13 protein-coding genes and 2 tRNA genes are annotated in these 15865 nt (G+C 47.0%); 10 read left to right on the forward strand and 5 right to left on the reverse strand.

Features of this window, described 5'->3' with window-relative positions:
* Window positions 1–107 precede the first annotated feature (107 nt).
* Complete coding sequence (gene cysK, locus L4D19_RS12580; RefSeq protein ID WP_428452751.1) at window positions 108–1076, reverse strand: cysteine synthase A; 969 nt, start codon at window positions 1074–1076, stop codon at window positions 108–110.
* 228 nt (window positions 1077–1304) lie between these two features.
* Window positions 1305–2066, reverse strand: a complete 762-nt coding sequence (cysZ, locus tag L4D19_RS12585) for a sulfate transporter CysZ (protein ID WP_428452752.1) — start codon at window positions 2064–2066, stop codon at window positions 1305–1307.
* Between the two features lie 402 nt (window positions 2067–2468).
* On the opposite strand from cysZ, the gene zipA reads away from it, so the two are divergent.
* From zipA to L4D19_RS12625, 8 genes are all read left to right on the forward strand, one after another.
* Window positions 2469–3638, forward strand: a complete 1170-nt coding sequence (gene zipA / locus L4D19_RS12590) for a cell division protein ZipA (RefSeq protein WP_428452753.1) — start codon at window positions 2469–2471, stop codon at window positions 3636–3638.
* A 68-nt stretch (window positions 3639–3706) separates the two neighbouring features.
* Window positions 3707–5722, forward strand: a complete 2016-nt coding sequence (ligA, locus tag L4D19_RS12595) for an NAD-dependent DNA ligase LigA (protein ID WP_428452754.1) — start codon at window positions 3707–3709, stop codon at window positions 5720–5722.
* Window positions 5723–6297: 575 nt separating this feature from the next.
* Window positions 6298–7680 carry a porin gene (locus L4D19_RS12600; protein WP_428452755.1) on the forward strand — a complete coding sequence of 461 codons (1383 nt, stop codon included), beginning with the start codon at window positions 6298–6300 and terminating at the stop codon, window positions 7678–7680.
* Between the two features lie 187 nt (window positions 7681–7867).
* Window positions 7868–8065 (forward strand): hypothetical protein, encoded by a 198-nt coding sequence (locus L4D19_RS12605; RefSeq protein WP_428452756.1) that lies wholly within the window; start codon window positions 7868–7870, stop codon window positions 8063–8065.
* 514 nt (window positions 8066–8579) lie between these two features.
* On the forward strand, window positions 8580–10001 hold the full coding sequence (locus L4D19_RS12610) for a multidrug transporter (RefSeq protein ID WP_428452757.1): 1422 nt from the start codon (window positions 8580–8582) through the stop codon (window positions 9999–10001).
* Between the two features lie 189 nt (window positions 10002–10190).
* Window positions 10191–10385 carry a hypothetical protein gene (locus L4D19_RS12615; RefSeq protein WP_428452758.1) on the forward strand — a complete coding sequence of 65 codons (195 nt, stop codon included), beginning with the start codon at window positions 10191–10193 and terminating at the stop codon, window positions 10383–10385.
* 187 nt (window positions 10386–10572) lie between these two features.
* The gene (gene gltX / locus L4D19_RS12620; RefSeq protein ID WP_428452759.1) at window positions 10573–11997 is read left to right on the forward strand and encodes a glutamate--tRNA ligase; all 1425 of its coding nucleotides are present in this window, start codon (window positions 10573–10575) and stop codon (window positions 11995–11997) included.
* Between the two features lie 218 nt (window positions 11998–12215).
* Window positions 12216–12291: transfer RNA gene (locus tag L4D19_RS12625), tRNA-Ala, on the forward strand.
* Window positions 12292–12566: 275 nt separating this feature from the next.
* Here L4D19_RS12625 and L4D19_RS12630 read toward each other — a convergent pair.
* Window positions 12567–12643: transfer RNA gene (locus L4D19_RS12630), tRNA-Arg, on the reverse strand.
* Between the two features lie 60 nt (window positions 12644–12703).
* Complete coding sequence (locus L4D19_RS12635; protein ID WP_428452760.1) at window positions 12704–13840, reverse strand: flagella assembly protein FlgT; 1137 nt, start codon at window positions 13838–13840, stop codon at window positions 12704–12706.
* Between the two features lie 198 nt (window positions 13841–14038).
* On the opposite strand from L4D19_RS12635, the gene L4D19_RS12640 reads away from it, so the two are divergent.
* Both L4D19_RS12640 and L4D19_RS12645 read left to right on the forward strand, forming a co-directional pair.
* A complete protein-coding gene (locus L4D19_RS12640; protein WP_160648765.1) occupies window positions 14039–14674 on the forward strand; it encodes a FlgO family outer membrane protein in 636 nt (211 codons plus the stop codon).
* An 8-nt stretch (window positions 14675–14682) separates the two neighbouring features.
* Window positions 14683–15108, forward strand: coding sequence for an LPP20 family lipoprotein (locus L4D19_RS12645; protein ID WP_075763891.1), 426 nt, complete (start codon window positions 14683–14685; stop codon window positions 15106–15108).
* A gap of 301 nt (window positions 15109–15409) precedes the next feature.
* On the opposite strand, the gene L4D19_RS12650 is transcribed toward L4D19_RS12645, so the two are convergent.
* Window positions 15410–15838: a flagella synthesis protein FlgN gene (locus tag L4D19_RS12650; RefSeq protein ID WP_428452761.1), complete on the reverse strand. Its 429-nt coding sequence runs from the start codon at window positions 15836–15838 to the stop codon at window positions 15410–15412.
* Window positions 15839–15865: the final 27 nt, after the last annotated feature.

Genomic DNA, 15865 nt, shown 5'->3' on the forward strand with positions numbered 1-15865 from the left:
TAAAACGCAACGGATTTATATTAAAGCTAAGTTCAAAATGCAACAAAAAAGCCCCCTCAAGGGGGGCTTTTAGGCAGCAATTATCAATCTATCATTATAAAATGTGATCACTGTTGGGTTTCTTTATCCGTAAAGATACCTGCAAAGAGTGCCGTTGACAGGTAACGCTCACCTGAGCTTGGTAGCACTGCAACAATGTTTTTTCCTGCAAATTCCGGTCGTTCGGCGATGCGGTTGGCGGCAACAATGGCGGCACCTGAAGAAATACCGGCAAGAATGCCTTCTTCTTCCATCAGACGGCGAGCCATTTCAATGGCATCCTCGGAACTTACGCGTTCGACTTCGTCAATCAGAGCGAGATCCAGGTTGCCTGGAATGAAGCCGGCACCGATACCCTGAATCTTGTGCGGAGCCGGTTGTACCTCATCGCCGCTCAGCGTCTGGGTAATAACCGGAGACTCGGAAGGCTCGACAGCAACTGTCGTGATGGCCTTGCCTTTCTGCTGCTTGATGTAGCGGCTAACACCGGTAAGCGTACCACCGGTACCCACACCTGAAACAAAGACATCAATTTCACCATCAGTGGCATCCCATACTTCCGGACCAGTGGTCTTTTCATGGATTTCCGGGTTAGCCGGGTTGTTGAACTGCTGAAGCAGCAGGTACTTGGATGGATCAGAAGCGACAATCTCTTCTGCTTTTTCGATCGCACCCTTCATACCTTTCGGCGCTTCAGTCAGTACCAGGTTGGCACCCAGCGCCTTAAGCAGTTTGCGACGTTCCAGACTCATGCTCTCTGGCATGGTAAGAGTAAGCTTGTAGCCACGAGCTGATGCAACAAAAGCAAGGGCAATACCTGTATTACCGCTAGTTGGTTCAACTAGCTCTACACCTTCTTTTAAGAGGCCTTTCTTCTCGGCATCCCAAATCATGTTTGCGCCGATACGGCATTTTACGCTGAAGCTAGGGTTTCGAGCCTCAACTTTAGCCAGAACGTTACCTTTACTAACACGGTTAAGACGAACTAGCGGGGTGTTTCCGATCGTTAGTGAATTATCTTCGTAAATCTTGCTCATGCTTGTCGTTCCTTCGTGACACGTTTCAACAAATGACAGGTAAAGCATAAACCGTGATTGGCATTTGGAAAGTAATTAATTGTTATATCTTATTGTTATATAAGAGGGCGAGAATCAAGTTTATGGGAAGACGGGGAAAACAGGGGCTAATAAAATTAGGCCCTATAAAAAAGCGAAAGGTAAACACCTTTCGCTTTTCTTGGTTCTCGAACCTTGCTCTTCGAGCTTCTAGTGATGTTTGTATTGAGTGCGGTAGTTATCAACCCACATGGCGGTGGCGCCGCAAACAGCAATAGGCATTACCACAAGGTTGAGCAGCGGTGTCATGGTGAAGAGCATGACCAGGCTACCAAAGCTGATGGATTTTCCGCGTTTTTCTTTCAGCGCGTCGCGCATCGTGGTAAACGGCACCTTATGATTGTCAAACGGATAGTCGGCATACTGGATGCTCATCATCCAGGCACTGAACAGGAACCATAATACCGGGCCGACAGTCTGGCCGATGGCGGGGATCCATAGCAGGATAAATAGGCCGATAGCCTTTGGTAGGTAGTATTTCAATTTGATCCATTCGCGGTTCATGATCCGCGGTAGATCTTTGAGAATATCTTTTAAACCGGCATCCGGGGCAGGCTCGCCAGTCAGCTTGGCCTCGAGGTGTTCGGCCAGAAGTCCGTTGAACGGGGCGGCTATCCAGTTGGCAATGGTACTGAAAAAATAGGAGAAGGTGACTAAAGCGGCAACGGCCAGTAGTGGCCATAGCAAATAAGACAGCCAGTCGAGCCATTGCGGCAGGTAGGCCATCCAGCCGTTGATCCAGTCACTCAGTTGACTCAACACAAAACTAAATGCGCTGCCGAATAGGATAATATTCACCAGCAGCGGCAGAATGACGAAGCGGCGGGTACCTGGTTGCATCGCTAGCGACATTCCCTTAAAGAAATACCCGGCCCCACTGGCAGGGTTTTGAATAGCTGGTGGTTGTTGCATCTTACTCTCCTTCATGAGCTTCTTTTTCTCGGGGGATCGACTGACCGGGAAAGAATAGTTGGTGCATGTTAACGGTGTGTGGTGCAAGGAATCAAATTTCCTTGCGGCCTACCTAGGCGGTAAAGTGGAAAAATGCCACGGAACTGGCTGTATTTTGCTCGATTTTGTGCTCAGCAGCACTATCTTGCACGAATCACGATAATCATCTTCTCTTTCTGATTTGAGATTTGGTACATTACTAGTAATTCCTTTAATTATCTGCCTTGTCGAAGCTAGATAATTAAAGGAATTGGTTTAGCGTGATCAGGTTAGTTAGGGTGACTTATGTGTCCAGATTGGCTTGATGAAACATTGGTTGTCATTTGCCCCGTTATGGGTAACGAGTAAATTCAGAGTATTCATATGCAGGAATTGCGTCTGGTTCTTATTATTGTCGGCGCGCTAGCTATTGCAGCGTTACTGTTGCATGGCTTGTGGAGTAGTCGTAAGGAAAAACCCGCGAAGTTTGGTGAGAAGCCGTTGGGCAAGCTAGATGATGCTAGCAATGTTGATCCCGATGGGTTTGATCAGGATGGTGTCGGTAGCGTACGGGTTGTGAATAGTGAAGCACCTGAAAAGGCTAGCCGGAGAGAGCCGGAACTGCATTTTGGCGCTAAAATCGAAGCCGATCCGCTGATGGAGTCGACGACCAGTGACTTCTCGTCTGAACCCGCACTAGACTTGCCAAAAATGTCGGCCAAGCCTGAGGCACAGCCTGTAGCGACAAGGCCGGAGGTAGATTCCCATCCGTTGACCGGAGAGCCTGAGTCACAGCCATTGGAGCCTGTCGTTGTACCTCAGCCAGCGGTTAGCCCTGAGCCTGAAATTCAGCAGCCGCAGCCCGCTTCGCCGGTGCACGTTCAGGCAACAGCTGAACCAGAGCTACCTAAGCAGGCTTTGATCGACCCGGAAGAAATGACGGTTGTGCAGCCGAGTGAGCAACCTCTTCACGAGCAAGCTGCTGGTGAGACCGCTCTTCAAGAGCCAGAAGTGGCAGAAGTGGCAGAACTGTCAGTTAAGGTTGAGCCGGTTGTTGAAGAGCAAATCATTATTGAGCCAGAGCCAGAGCCAGAGCCAGAGCCAGAGCCAGAGCCAGAGCCAGAGCCAGAGCCAGAACTTAAGCCTGACTATCTGGTACTGAATATCCATGCCCGTAATGGTGAGACCCTGCGCGGAACCAAGCTGTTTAACAGCCTGGAGCAAAACGATTTGTATTATGGCGATAACTCGGTGTATCACCGCCATGCCGATGTTGCCGGTACCGGGCCGATTATTTTCTCGGTAACCAACATGGTTCACCCGGCACATTTTCCTGAAGGTGGTAGCGAGAGTTTTGAAACACCAGGAATAGCCTTTTATTTGATGTTGCCTTGCCCTGGCCGTCCGGATTATAACTTTAACCAGATGCTACAGACCGTTCAGCGTGTTGCTGACGAGTTAGGGGCTGACGTGCTTGATCATGAACGAGCGATGATCACCCCGCACCGCATTAATGAATATCGAGAGAAAGCCAAGCTTTATACTCGGGCTTAATGCGGGTAATGAATAGAGATAATCAGGCCCCTTTCGAGGGGCCTGATTTTTATACGATAGGAAGAACAATGAGTCACGACATTCAGCAGCAACTTACAGTGTTGCGAGAACAACTTGCATATCATGGCTATCGCTATTACGTCGAAGATAATCCAGAAATCCCTGATGCCGAATATGACCGTTTGATGCAGCAGCTGCTGGCTCTGGAAGCAGAGAACCCAGAGCTGATGACGGTTGATTCTCCGAGCCAGCGTGTAGGCGGAGCGCCGTTGGATGGCTTTACCCAGGTAACCCATGAACTGCCGATGCTGTCGCTGGATAATGCGTTTAACGACGAAGATCTTCAGGCATTTGAAAAACGCATGTTGGATCGTCTGCTTTCTGCTTCGCCTCTGAGCTATTGCTGTGAACCCAAGCTTGATGGTCTGGCGGTGAGCCTGATGTATGAAAACGGTGTCTTGGTACAGGCTGCCACGCGCGGTGACGGTACCACTGGCGAGAACATTACTGCCAACGTCCGAACTATTCGTTCTATCCCCCTCAAGCTTCAAGGGGATAACTGGCCAGAGCGCCTGGAAGTACGCGGCGAAGTGTTTATGCCGAAGAAAGGCTTTGACGATCTGAATGAAAGGGCATTAAAGAAAGGCGAGAAGACATTTGCCAATCCGAGAAATGCCGCAGCCGGTAGTTTGCGACAGCTTGACTCGAAAATTACGGCTACTCGCCCGTTAAGTTTCTATGCCTACTCTGTCGGGGTTGTCGAAGGGGCTGAACTGGCCCCGAGCCAGTATGATCGTCTGGTGCAACTGAAAGGCTGGGGCCTGCCAATGTGTCCGGAGATCCAGCGGTTGGACAGCCTGAGCAAGGTCATTGCCTATTACCAGGTGATCGGCGAAAAGCGCCAGGCGCTACCTTATGAGATAGATGGCGTGGTGATCAAGATTGACGATGTCGAGCTTCAGGAGCAATTAGGTTTTGTTGCCCGGGCTCCTCGCTGGGCCATTGCCTATAAGTTTCCTGCTCAGGAAGAAATGACCTTGCTGAACAATGTCGAGTTTCAGGTTGGCCGTACCGGCGCTATTACCCCGGTTGCCAAGCTGGAGCCAGTATTTGTCGGCGGTGTAACGGTGAGCAATGCGACGCTTCATAATGCTGATGAAGTTGAGCGCCTGGGTGTGATGGTTGGTGATACCGTGATAATCCGCCGTGCTGGTGATGTGATCCCGCAGATTGTCTCTGTTGTCGAGTCACGCCGTCCGGCAGATGCCGCCCCGATTGTGTTCCCTACAGAATGCCCGGTGTGCGAATCCAAGGTCGAGCGAGTGGAAGGCGAAGCGGTTGCCCGTTGTTCCGGTGGCCTGTTTTGTCAGGCGCAGCGTAAGGAAGCCCTAAAGCACTTCGTTTCTCGCAAGGCGCTGGATGTCGATGGTTGCGGTGAAAAAGTGATCGAACAGCTGGTGGACCGTGAAATGGTTGCCACCCCGGCGGAGCTGTTTAAACTGTCGGCCGGTGTGGTGACGGTTCTTGACAGGATGGGCCCTAAATCGGCTCAGAATCTGGTTGATTCTTTAGAGAAATCTAAGCTAACAACACTTCCGAGGTTCTTGTATTCACTGGGCATTCGTGAAGTCGGCGAGGCAACGGCGGCAAACCTGGCCAATCACTTTGAGACCTTGGAGGCTATTACTCAGGCAACCAAGGAGCAGCTGATAGAAGTCCCTGATGTGGGTGACATCGTTGCCGCGCACCTGTTTAACTTCTTCCGTGAAGAGCACAACCTGGCTGTTATTAATGATTTGCTTACCGTAGGTGTACATTGGCCTGCGATTGAGAAAGTCGCCGAGGGAGTAGAGCTTCCGTTAGATGGCAAAACGGTGGTTCTTACAGGCTCTCTTTCTCAGTTGACTCGCACTGATGCCAAAGCTGCACTTCAGAATCTAGGCGCGAAAGTAACGGGGAGTGTCTCCAAGAAGACAGATCTGCTAGTTGCCGGGGAGGCGGCTGGTTCGAAATTAGCCAAAGCTCAAGATCTAGGGATAGAAATATGGGATGAGCAGGCACTTGTCGACTTTATGAATCGCTAATTAATATCGTTGTCAGGAATAATCTCTTTGTTTTATATTCCTGAAAAAAAGCAACGAACTCGAATAAATACAAAGGCTCGCAATCTAAATTGCGAGCCTTTTTCATCGCTCCGTTTCTCTCTTTTCCTGCTACCAAAATATCAGCCACTTTTTTAGAGAATATTTCTGAAGGTTGAATATTTACCCTGTGCTTTTTCGTAATGTAACAGTTGCAACGCGTATCGAAATACTGGGGAGAGGTCGCATTTATATTTATTTAGTTCTTTAAGTGTATGTTTTAGATTGGTTTTTAGCTTTATTTATATTTGGGTGCGAAAAGGTTTGATATGGATCACTATTAACGGGAAAGTTTGCACTGAGTCATATTTTTTAAACAGTAAATTAAGTTCTTATTGATGTTTTGCGCTGCAAAAGTAGTCTTGTAGCTGAAGTTAAACACGGGTTCGTGAAAACTAAAAAAATATGATTTAGTCGGATTTAGATTTTTGACTGACATATGGGAGAGTTATTCGGTGTCTTCGGCGGCCAACCATAAAGACACGAATAAACAGCTAGTATTTTTTAGGAGTTATTCCATGGAAAAAAGTTCAAAGCTTTTTAAAGTTTCAGCACTAACAGCTGCAATGTTTGGTGTTATGGCACTACCAGCACACGCTTCAACTGAAAGTGCTGCTGGTGATAAATATGTAGAGGCAGTTAATGAGTTCATGAAGGACTCTGCGCTAAATGCTTCTGTTATTTTCGATGCACGTACACGTACACGTAACCGCGGTCTGGAAGGTGACGAAGTCTGGAGCCGTTTTGACTATGGTTCATACAACCTTATCCTTGATTTTGCATCAGGTTACCATGATGGCTGGTTGGGTGCTGATGTTGGTGGTTACTTCTCTGGTGACCTATATAACTCAAGCGCGGTTAATGATGAAACTGGTGAGTATCTTTGTAATGAAATTTCAACCTGTAATAACCTTGACTGGGGTTCAGGTGAAGGTAACCAGCTGAAAATCTATAAGGCGGCATTAAAATTCAAGGTTAACGATCAAGTTGATGGTCGATTTGGTATGCTTCAGTCTGGTGGTAACGGTACTGTCGGTAACGTGTGGAGTTTTGTACCAGGTACTTACCGTGGATTTGAAGTAAATGGCAAGATTGGTGACTTTACTCTGTCATACTTTGGTGCTGATCAGTTCACTGCGCCGTGGATTTTGCATGAAGATGACTATGAACCAACTGGCTGGGCAAATACATCTTGGACCTATTTGCACTCACTTGGCCTAAGTGGCAACGCGACAGAAGACCTATACCTAGCTCTTGGTGTTGGTCAGGCAACGAATGTTTTATATAACGCACAGCCTGAGGATAATGACAATACATCGTTCCGAGCTTATACGCGTTATACCTTCAATGATACAACAACATTTGCATTTGATTTCTACGGTGTTGATGACGATGTCCAGTATGACGGTTTAGGTTACCATGCTGGTCTGTCTCTGAATAAGAGCTTTGACAAGATTGCATGGACATCAGAACTGCGTTACACCGACACTAAGAATGGTGCTGAGTTCGTGCCGCGTACTGTTCAAACATACGGTACGAACAATGGTACTTGGTCTCAGTGGTGGGATGCTCTGTCTGACTGGAACCAAGATGGTGAGATTGCATGGTATAACCGTGTTTCCTACGATGCAGGTAATGGTTGGAACTATTACGCAGGCTTCGGATACGGTACTGGTGCTGATGAGGCTAAAGATGGTAAACCTGGCTCGGCATTTGAAAGTGAATATGCTGTGAATGGTACTGTTTCATACTCGCTACAAACCGGTTCTTTGAAAGGCTCGACTGTTCGTCTGCACGGTACATACCTAGTACGTGATGAGTTTGCGGATCAGAATACAGCTGGTGGTTATGATGAAACCGACCTACGTTTCCAAGTAATTATTCCATATAGCTTTTATTAATTGAATAACCTGAATAAAGAGCTAAGCCAGTCATTTATATGACTGGCTTTTTTTGTTTATTATGCGACATATTTTTCTATATTAAATATAAGCCTTTAATTTTCTGAGAAAAATAATTCTATAAAATTGCCAGATCGTTAGTAGCTCCTATACTGATTGTGATGTAAGTCATGTTTGAGGGCTATATATGAATAAGACATTGAAGTTTGTTGTACCCGTAATATTGTTAGCCAGCGTCACTTCATTTTCAGCCAGCGCAGGTAATTCGGATAGGGCTGGTGGTTTTGGCCAAACTGTCTGTGAGTTACCATCAGGTAAAATTATCTTTGTCCCCTGGCACTATTGCAAAATGAAAGGTGGGAAAGGAGAGAAGACCGACTTCTGAGTTATTTTATATGGAGAATGGATTCTCCATTCACTCTTAGTCATTAATTACTATTTCTATTGAACTTCTTTAAACATAAACTCTGCTTATTTTATTCCTTGCTACAACATGAATAGCAATACGCTTTAACCACTTCTGTATCTGCGTTTGATCACACCTTCCATCTAAATAGTTCTAAATTGAATAAATCTTGCCTGTGAATTTTGTCTCGGTTGTGACCCATAAATGAAAAACGACACGTTTTTTGCGGTATTTCGCACAAAATAAAATGTCGAATTATCTTTATGTTTTCTGATGTTTTTACCTTAAGTTTCTGTTTAATATGACATTATGTTTTTTGATGTTTCTGTATTTTGAAGGCTGTCATGAAAATTTTGCTTCTATCTTCACGCTGAAAAAAAAGCGGGTAGCCTTAGCAGTGATTAGATTAATCACAATAAAGATTTGTTCGTGCGCCTTCGGCGGCCAACTGAGGCGTGCATTCAAATACAGCTATATTTTTAGGAGTATTTCCATGGAAAACATGTTCAAACGTTCACTATTGAGCGCAGTGGTAGTCGGCATTATGGCGGGATCGGCAGTGACCGCAGCTCCTTCTGCTCAGGCCAGTGCTTTTTTTGAAGACTCATCAATCAACGGAGCAATTAATTTTTGGATGCGTGATCGTACTCGTGCTGGCTATGATGCCGACACTGGTCAGGATACACGCAAGACACCAAACCTGGACCACGGCTCAATCTATACCAGCCTTGGTTTCAATTCGGGATACGCCAGTGACGTTGTCGGTCTGGACTTAAATGTCTATGCAACCTTTGATATGTGGTCAAATGCTTCTCCCGATCATGAAATGAACTTTTGGAACGTTGATAACCCGTATGACCAAAATCCGGCTGTCGACGAATGTCAAAATGTGACGACCAATGATGAGACTGGTGAGCTGGAAGAGACGAATAGCCAGTGGAACAGCAGTTGTACCGACAATGGCATCAGCTATCAGACCGTGGCGGCCAAATTTAAGTTGGGTGAAGACGGCAGCGCCAAACTGGGTTACTTCCAGCCATCTGTCCCTTCGGCTATCGGCGTTAACTGGAGTTATGCGGCTGGTACATGGCTCGGTGGTGAAATAGGTTATAAATTCGATAATCTGGAACTGGGTGTCGTTTACGGTACCAAGTATAAGGCTCCGTGGTTCAAGGATACCTACAACTTACAAACAACCAATGGTGAAGATGCCGGTGATGCTTACTCAGTCGGTGCCCGCTATACCTTCAACAATGGTCTGTTGCTCGATGTGGCCTATGCCGGTTTGACTGACGGTGATCGTAAAAATGCCCATGTTAAAGTGAACAACACCCTGGACAACGGCTGGTACCTTGCCGGTCAGCTTTATGTTGTCGATGATGACGAGCAATATGACAGCACAGCCTATCAGCTGGTCTTCATGTCTGCGAAATCCTATGGTGCCTATTCTGTTCGTGCCGAAGCGACCTATACTGAGGCCGAGTCGCTTGATTCAAGCGTCGTTGGAAACATGTCTTACCGCCTGACATCGGCATACGGTGGTTCAAACGGCACTTATGATGTGTGGTGGAACAACCGCTCAGACTTCAACCATGATGGTGAGTTTGCCGGATTTGCTTCTGTTGCACGTGACTTTAGTGACCTGGGGGCCCAGGGCTTCAGTGCCGGTGTTTCAGGAGCGTTCGGTATGGCATCTTCGGATATCAACGGTGTGGATGATCTGTTCGAATATGCCGGCAGTGTGTTCGCTAACTATGCTATTCAGGGTGGGGCATTAGAAGGGGCAAACCTTGGCTTCTATTACACGGAATACATCAATGATACCGATGCCGGTAACTGGGCACCATACACGAACTTGTTCCAGGACGAGACAGATATCAAGGTGACACTGACTATTCCATTTACGGTTAAGTAACGCAAATAGTTAGCTGTCTCTTTTGGTTTGGCCGGGCACTATGCCCGGCTTTCTAGTGATAATACGGGCAAGACGTTTCAGATGTGAGATGAATTATTTCTTTGTGTCAAAAAATAATTCGGGCGGATTTTGTAAATTAGCCGCTGTCCTATAATCAACGGTGATTTGTTCACACTGATGAGAGGGTGTATGAAAACGTTACTTGCAGCTAGTCTTGTTCTGATGATGTCACTTTCCTCACACCTTGCGATTGCAAACAATAACGCTGGCGGGGCGCCTGCAATGCCTATCTACCGCTGTGTCATTGATACCGATAACGGTGTCAGAGAAGAATGGGTTCCGCACCATATTTGTCTGCAAAAAGGTGGCAAAACTAATTTCTAATGTATTGGGTCGCTTGAAGGCAATCGTGCTTACAAGCGACTTTCCCTATCCTCACCTTGTCCACCAGGATCACCTCCCGCTTTGATATGTTTGTACAATTGGTTCACGGTGCTAAAATAGCAGCCAATTTTCGTCCGGCAGCCTTTGGTGGCTGTCAGACTCTTCTATTTCATTTAGGTAATTACAGATGACGGTTAAAACTCGCTTCGCACCTAGCCCAACAGGCTTTTTGCACGTAGGTGGTGCTCGTACAGCTCTATATTCTTGGTTATTCGCGAAACACATGGGTGGCGAATTTGTTCTTCGTATTGAAGATACAGACCTTGAGCGCTCTACACAGGAAGCGATCGATGCCATTCTTGAAGGCATGGAATGGTTAGGTTTGAACTGGGATGAAGGTCCTCATTATCAGACTAAGCGTTTTGATCGTTATAACCAGCTTATCGATCAGTTGCTTGCCGAAGACAAGGCGTACAAATGCTACTGCCCGAAAGAATTGCTTGATGAGCTGCGTGAAGAGCAGATGGCTGCAGGTTTGAAGCCTCGTTACGATGCGGGCCACCCGAAGGTGGTTGCAGCAAACGAAGCGGCAACGGAAGAGTCTCCGTTTGTGATCCGCTTCCGTAACCCGAAAGAAGGTACGGTTGTTTTTGATGATCACGTTCGTGGCCGTATTGAAATCGCCAACAGCGAGCTTGATGATCTGATCATTCGCCGTACCGACGGCAGCCCGACTTACAACTTCTGCGTAGTGGTTGATGACTGGGATATGGGGATCACTCAGGTTGTTCGTGGTGAAGATCATATCAATAACACGCCGCGCCAGATCAACATCTACAAAGCTCTTGGCGCGCCGGTACCTGAGTTCGCGCACTGTGCAATGATCCTTGGTGATGACGGCGCTAAGCTGTCTAAGCGCCATGGTGCCGTTAGCGTGATGCAATACCGCGATGAGGGTTATTTGCCTCAGGCACTGCTTAACTACTTGGTGCGTCTGGGTTGGTCTCATGGCGATCAGGAGATCTTCTCTCTGGAAGAGATGATCAAGCTGTTCAGCCTGGACTCAATCAGCAAGTCTGCCTCTGCATTCAACACTGACAAGCTATTGTGGTTAAACAACCACTACATTAAGACGGCTGAACCGGAGTATGTGGCTAAGTACCTGCAATGGCACCTTGATCAGAAAGAAATCGATACTGCCAACGGACCGGCGATTACTGATGTCATTGCATTGGTGGGTGAGCGTTGCAATACGCTGATTGAACTTGCCGAACAGTCTCGTTACTTCTATCAGGATTTTAATGAGTTTGAAGCGGGCGCGGCGAAGAAGCACTTACGCCCGGTAGCCAAGGATGCACTGGCTCTTGCACTGTCGAAAGTAGAAGCGCTGGCTGAGTGGACAACTGAAAACCTACACAGCGTGATCAAAGAAACCTGTGAGGAGCTTGAAGTTGGCATGGGTAAGGTCGGTATGCCGCTGCGTGTTGCAGTAACTGGTCAGGGCCAGTCGCCGTCTGTTGACGCGGTGATGCAGCTTGTCGGCAAAGATCGTGTCGCTGCACGTATTAACATGGCTCTGGCATTCATCGCTGAGCGTGAAGCGAACGCATAAGCTTCTCTGATTGTTGTCATGATGGCTAAAAGCGGATGCCTTTGTGCTTCCGCTTTTTTATACGCCAATAATAGTTTTCTGACACCGGTGTATACTAAGCTGGTCGACCAGTCGATTTAAAGTGTGATCCTCTTAACACTTTTGTCTCGCTGGTTACACATTCGCTTTTATTCTATTGACATGAATTCATTAAGTTTTTATTATCAGCTCCACGATTTGGGGCTATAGCTCAGCTGGGAGAGCGCTTCGCTGGCAGCGAAGAGGTCTGCGGTTCGATCCCGCATAGCTCCACCAAATTTCATGTCGGGCACCTTAGGGTAGCACGGCAACTAAAAACCTCGCCTTGCTGCGGGGTTTTTTGCTATTTAGAGCAATCAATCGCAACCATTTTCCATCCAACTGAACTTTATCCCTCAATTATTATGTAGATTGGTATTATTTACCATTAACTGAATCCAGTCAGAAATCGGCTTTAACGAGGAAGTAGTACTGTGTTTAGGCAAGCATTCGGTGTACTAATCAGGTAGTGTGATTTTGAGAAGGGATTAAGCTAATAATAAAAAGGGAAATGGCGCTCCCTGCAGGAGTCGAACCTGCGGCCTTCCCCTTAGGAGGGGGACGCTCTATCCAGCTGAGCTAAGGGAGCATCAAGTCATACTTGAATTGCCATTATACCTAAAATATTACTGATTTTAAGTAATTAGTGTTAACGAGGCAGCTGCTTGGTCAGTAAATCACCAGGTTGAATGCTGCTCGCCAGATCTGCTTGCTCGACGGAAAGCTCTGTCGATTTTTCGTATACGCGATCTACCGTCAGGGTAATGTCCGTCTGCACCATTCGATTGCGCGGGATACCCTGTTGATCAATAAAGCCAGCGCTGTGCCAAAGCTTCAGCTGATCGCCGCGTTTTACCCCATGAATACGACCAATATTGATTTGAACCTTGTTACCGTAGACGTTCACGACTTCAGGCAGGCTTGTTCGGCATGAAAGGGCACTCTCGAGATCCAGCATCATGTTGCGACTTACCCGCTGTACTGCCTGACCATAGCTCGATTGCCAAAAACGGGCACTCTGGGTATCGACCTGGCTGACACGGGAGAATGGCCACTCGGCAATTTCACGATAGTTATTTTGCATCAGCACTTCACCGGTTTTGCCATCCATTATCTTGAGAGTGGCGGCAAATTGACGGTTTATCTTATCGCTCTGGAGCAGTTTTTGATCCAGGGTCGATGTCAGGTCAGTTATTTGACCGTTGATAATATATTGGGCGTCATTGTCTTCGGCCAGCATCATCATCGCGGCAGGTTGCCCGGCACTTACTGGTACGCGAGTGATCCCGGAAACAACAAAGCTCTGTGATTTCCGCTCAATCTGGCGCTTTAGCATTAACGAAAAATCGTTGCCGAGCTGATAGACCCCCCCCATCGCAGCGTGCTGAGGCGAGACAATATCAAAGCTGCCTAGCAGTACACCTTTTTTGTATTGGATTTTGTGGCAAGTATTTGCCGATGGGTAAACGTCGATACGTGCCGTCAGGTAATATTTGCCGCTTTTCTTACGAGTTTCCGTCACCATGACATGGCGTACTTCATTACCGCTAAACTGGTACTCGTCACGGACCGAGGCCAGAAAAGGCTTAAGTTTCGGGAAGCTGGCAAGGTCGGCACCGGCATACCCTATCGCCTGATAAACGGCATCTTCCAGCGCATTGGTTCTGGCTGTCTTTTCACTTTCAAGCATAACGGCAGAGCCTGTGACCTCAAGCCAGGCGGCATTAAGCTGAAACGCGGCGATAAGACATAGGCAACTCAAGGTGTTAATAATTTTTTTATTCATATTTCAACTTCGGTATGAAAATTGCTTACTCAGTGATTAGCTAAAGAAAATTGCCGTTTCTTTAATTAGGTTTGGAACATCTATGCAAAGAGTGTTCCTAGTAGCACTTTTTGAAATGGCGAGATAATAACGAGTAAAGTTTTTCTTTATACGAACGATAACAGGCTACAAGTCTATTTTCATCCGGAGCTGGCAAGAATGAAAAAATGGATAGTCCTGATACTGGCAGCGATGACTGTATCTTGCTCTTATTCTCCGATATATAACGGTAAAGAGCCCTATATGGGAAGCTCTTTTCTGTTAAAGGAAACGCCACGTCATACGATGGATTTCTTTATTGAGGGGCTGACTGAGCAGTTGGTATCATCGAACCAGTACCTGACGGCAAAGACGCCACTGGCTGTGACATCATTTGTTGACTTGCAGGAAATGAATGAAACCAACTGGTTGGGCAACTCCGTAACGGAAGGTTTCATGTTCCAAATGCAACAGCGCGGTTATACCGTTGTTGACTACAAAGCCACAGGAGCGATCAAGGTTACTGCTGATGGTGATTTTGCTATCAGTCGCAACTGGCGGGAACTGGCTGGTGAACAGCCGGTTGACTACGTACTGACAGGAACGATGTTGCGCCAGGGGGCGGGGGTACTGGTTAATGCCAGGATCATCGGTATGCGCTCGCGGGTTGTGATTGCATCGGCGCAAGGTTTCCTACCGGCCGATAGAATTGGACGTGACCTAGATACTTTGAATAAAATGCGGATCCAGAATGGCGTTATTATTCGCAACGAAGTGAATACATTCGACCGCAATACTGTTGTCTTAAAACCTTAGGAGTTGTTATGCGTTACTGGTTTCTGCTAGTTTTCATGGCGTTGGCGGGCTGTCAGCCTTTAACAGAGATCCGTAATGATGATCTGATCACTTCCGTCGGCTATGCCTCTATCAGCGAGCAGCGTGGCCGCACGATTGAAGAAAAGCGTGTTCGGGCAATGCGTGCATCGAAAATTGATGCCTACCGTGAATTGACTGAGCAAGTTTACGGTATGCGTATAAGTGCCCGTGCGGAGCTTGAAGATCAGCAGCTTGGTGTGGAAAACACCGATGGTGCAGTAGATGGCATTATCCGGGGTGCCGAGGTGATCCGGAGCTATCCTGTCGGCGACAGCTTTGTGACTGAGATGCAGTTGGACCTGCGCAAAATGGACAAGATGAAAAAACATGGCGAAGTCTTCCATGTACCTACCAATCAAGAGACCATGTTCTAACAACACTTAGAGCAGCATTCCAATTTATAATAAGTTTGATCAACAGGTGTACTCGTAGCGAGTGCACTTTGTTGTTATACCAATCTGGATAACTAGTTGTTCTAATTACAAAAGCCTTAACGCAGCAAAAGCGATTTTCATCAGCAGAATGCTTATGTAGATTGGTATTTTGAAGGGTAGAGCTGCTTGGGTTATCCGTTGTCAGACACTGACAATAACAGAGGTAGGATGAATCTAGCTTGGTATTGGGTCTTTGAATCTGGGCTTTGATATCGGTGCGTAGGCCTTGCTATTGCTTCCCTTATGCCTTGATATTGGTGCCCAATGAACGGATGTTTTGTGCCACGCCTTCACTGGTATAGGTCATCTGTTGTTTGCCGCGGCTTTGTTGGAATAGGTTATTTAACTTATGAAAGCTAAGCTGGGCACGCTGAAGGGCTTCGCCATTGACCTCGTTGATTTCCTTGCAGCGGCTGACTGTCGCTTTTATCGACTCGACTTTGTCTGCAAATTCCAGATTATCAACGATCAGCTGGCGATGGGTATGGGTAGAGATCTGGTGATCCTGTTGCTGTACTTTGTTCAGCAAAGCAAGTTTATCATTGGCAAGTTTGGCGATATCGGCCGCTTTTCGCTCGACAATGGCTGCTTTTTCTTGTTCAAGCAGGCGAGAGAGTGACTCCAATGTTGCTAGCTGCAACTCTAGTAACTGTTCAATAGTTTGGGCCATTTAGTTCTCTCTGAGTATCGTAATGTC

The sequence above is a fragment of the Photobacterium kasasachensis genome (assembly GCF_050336885.1).
GTDB classification, from domain to species: Bacteria; Pseudomonadota; Gammaproteobacteria; order Enterobacterales; family Vibrionaceae; genus Photobacterium; species Photobacterium kasasachensis.

Excerpts from the sequence above, each read along its gene's own strand:
- cysK (WP_428452751.1), bottom strand. The coding sequence starts at position 1,076 with ATGAGCAAGATTTACGAAGATAATTCACTAACGATCGGAAACACCCCG.
- cysZ (WP_428452752.1), bottom strand. The coding sequence starts at position 2,066 with ATGCAACAACCACCAGCTATTCAAAACCCTGCCAGTGGGGCCGGGTAT.
- zipA (WP_428452753.1), top strand. The coding sequence starts at position 2,469 with ATGCAGGAATTGCGTCTGGTTCTTATTATTGTCGGCGCGCTAGCTATT.
- ligA (WP_428452754.1), top strand. The coding sequence starts at position 3,707 with ATGAGTCACGACATTCAGCAGCAACTTACAGTGTTGCGAGAACAACTT.
- L4D19_RS12600 (WP_428452755.1), top strand. The coding sequence starts at position 6,298 with ATGGAAAAAAGTTCAAAGCTTTTTAAAGTTTCAGCACTAACAGCTGCA.
- L4D19_RS12605 (WP_428452756.1), top strand. The coding sequence starts at position 7,868 with ATGAATAAGACATTGAAGTTTGTTGTACCCGTAATATTGTTAGCCAGC.
- L4D19_RS12610 (WP_428452757.1), top strand. The coding sequence starts at position 8,580 with ATGGAAAACATGTTCAAACGTTCACTATTGAGCGCAGTGGTAGTCGGC.
- L4D19_RS12615 (WP_428452758.1), top strand. The coding sequence starts at position 10,191 with ATGAAAACGTTACTTGCAGCTAGTCTTGTTCTGATGATGTCACTTTCC.
- gltX (WP_428452759.1), top strand. The coding sequence starts at position 10,573 with ATGACGGTTAAAACTCGCTTCGCACCTAGCCCAACAGGCTTTTTGCAC.
- L4D19_RS12635 (WP_428452760.1), bottom strand. The coding sequence starts at position 13,840 with ATGAATAAAAAAATTATTAACACCTTGAGTTGCCTATGTCTTATCGCC.
- L4D19_RS12640 (WP_160648765.1), top strand. The coding sequence starts at position 14,039 with ATGAAAAAATGGATAGTCCTGATACTGGCAGCGATGACTGTATCTTGC.
- L4D19_RS12645 (WP_075763891.1), top strand. The coding sequence starts at position 14,683 with ATGCGTTACTGGTTTCTGCTAGTTTTCATGGCGTTGGCGGGCTGTCAG.
- L4D19_RS12650 (WP_428452761.1), bottom strand. The coding sequence starts at position 15,838 with ATGGCCCAAACTATTGAACAGTTACTAGAGTTGCAGCTAGCAACATTG.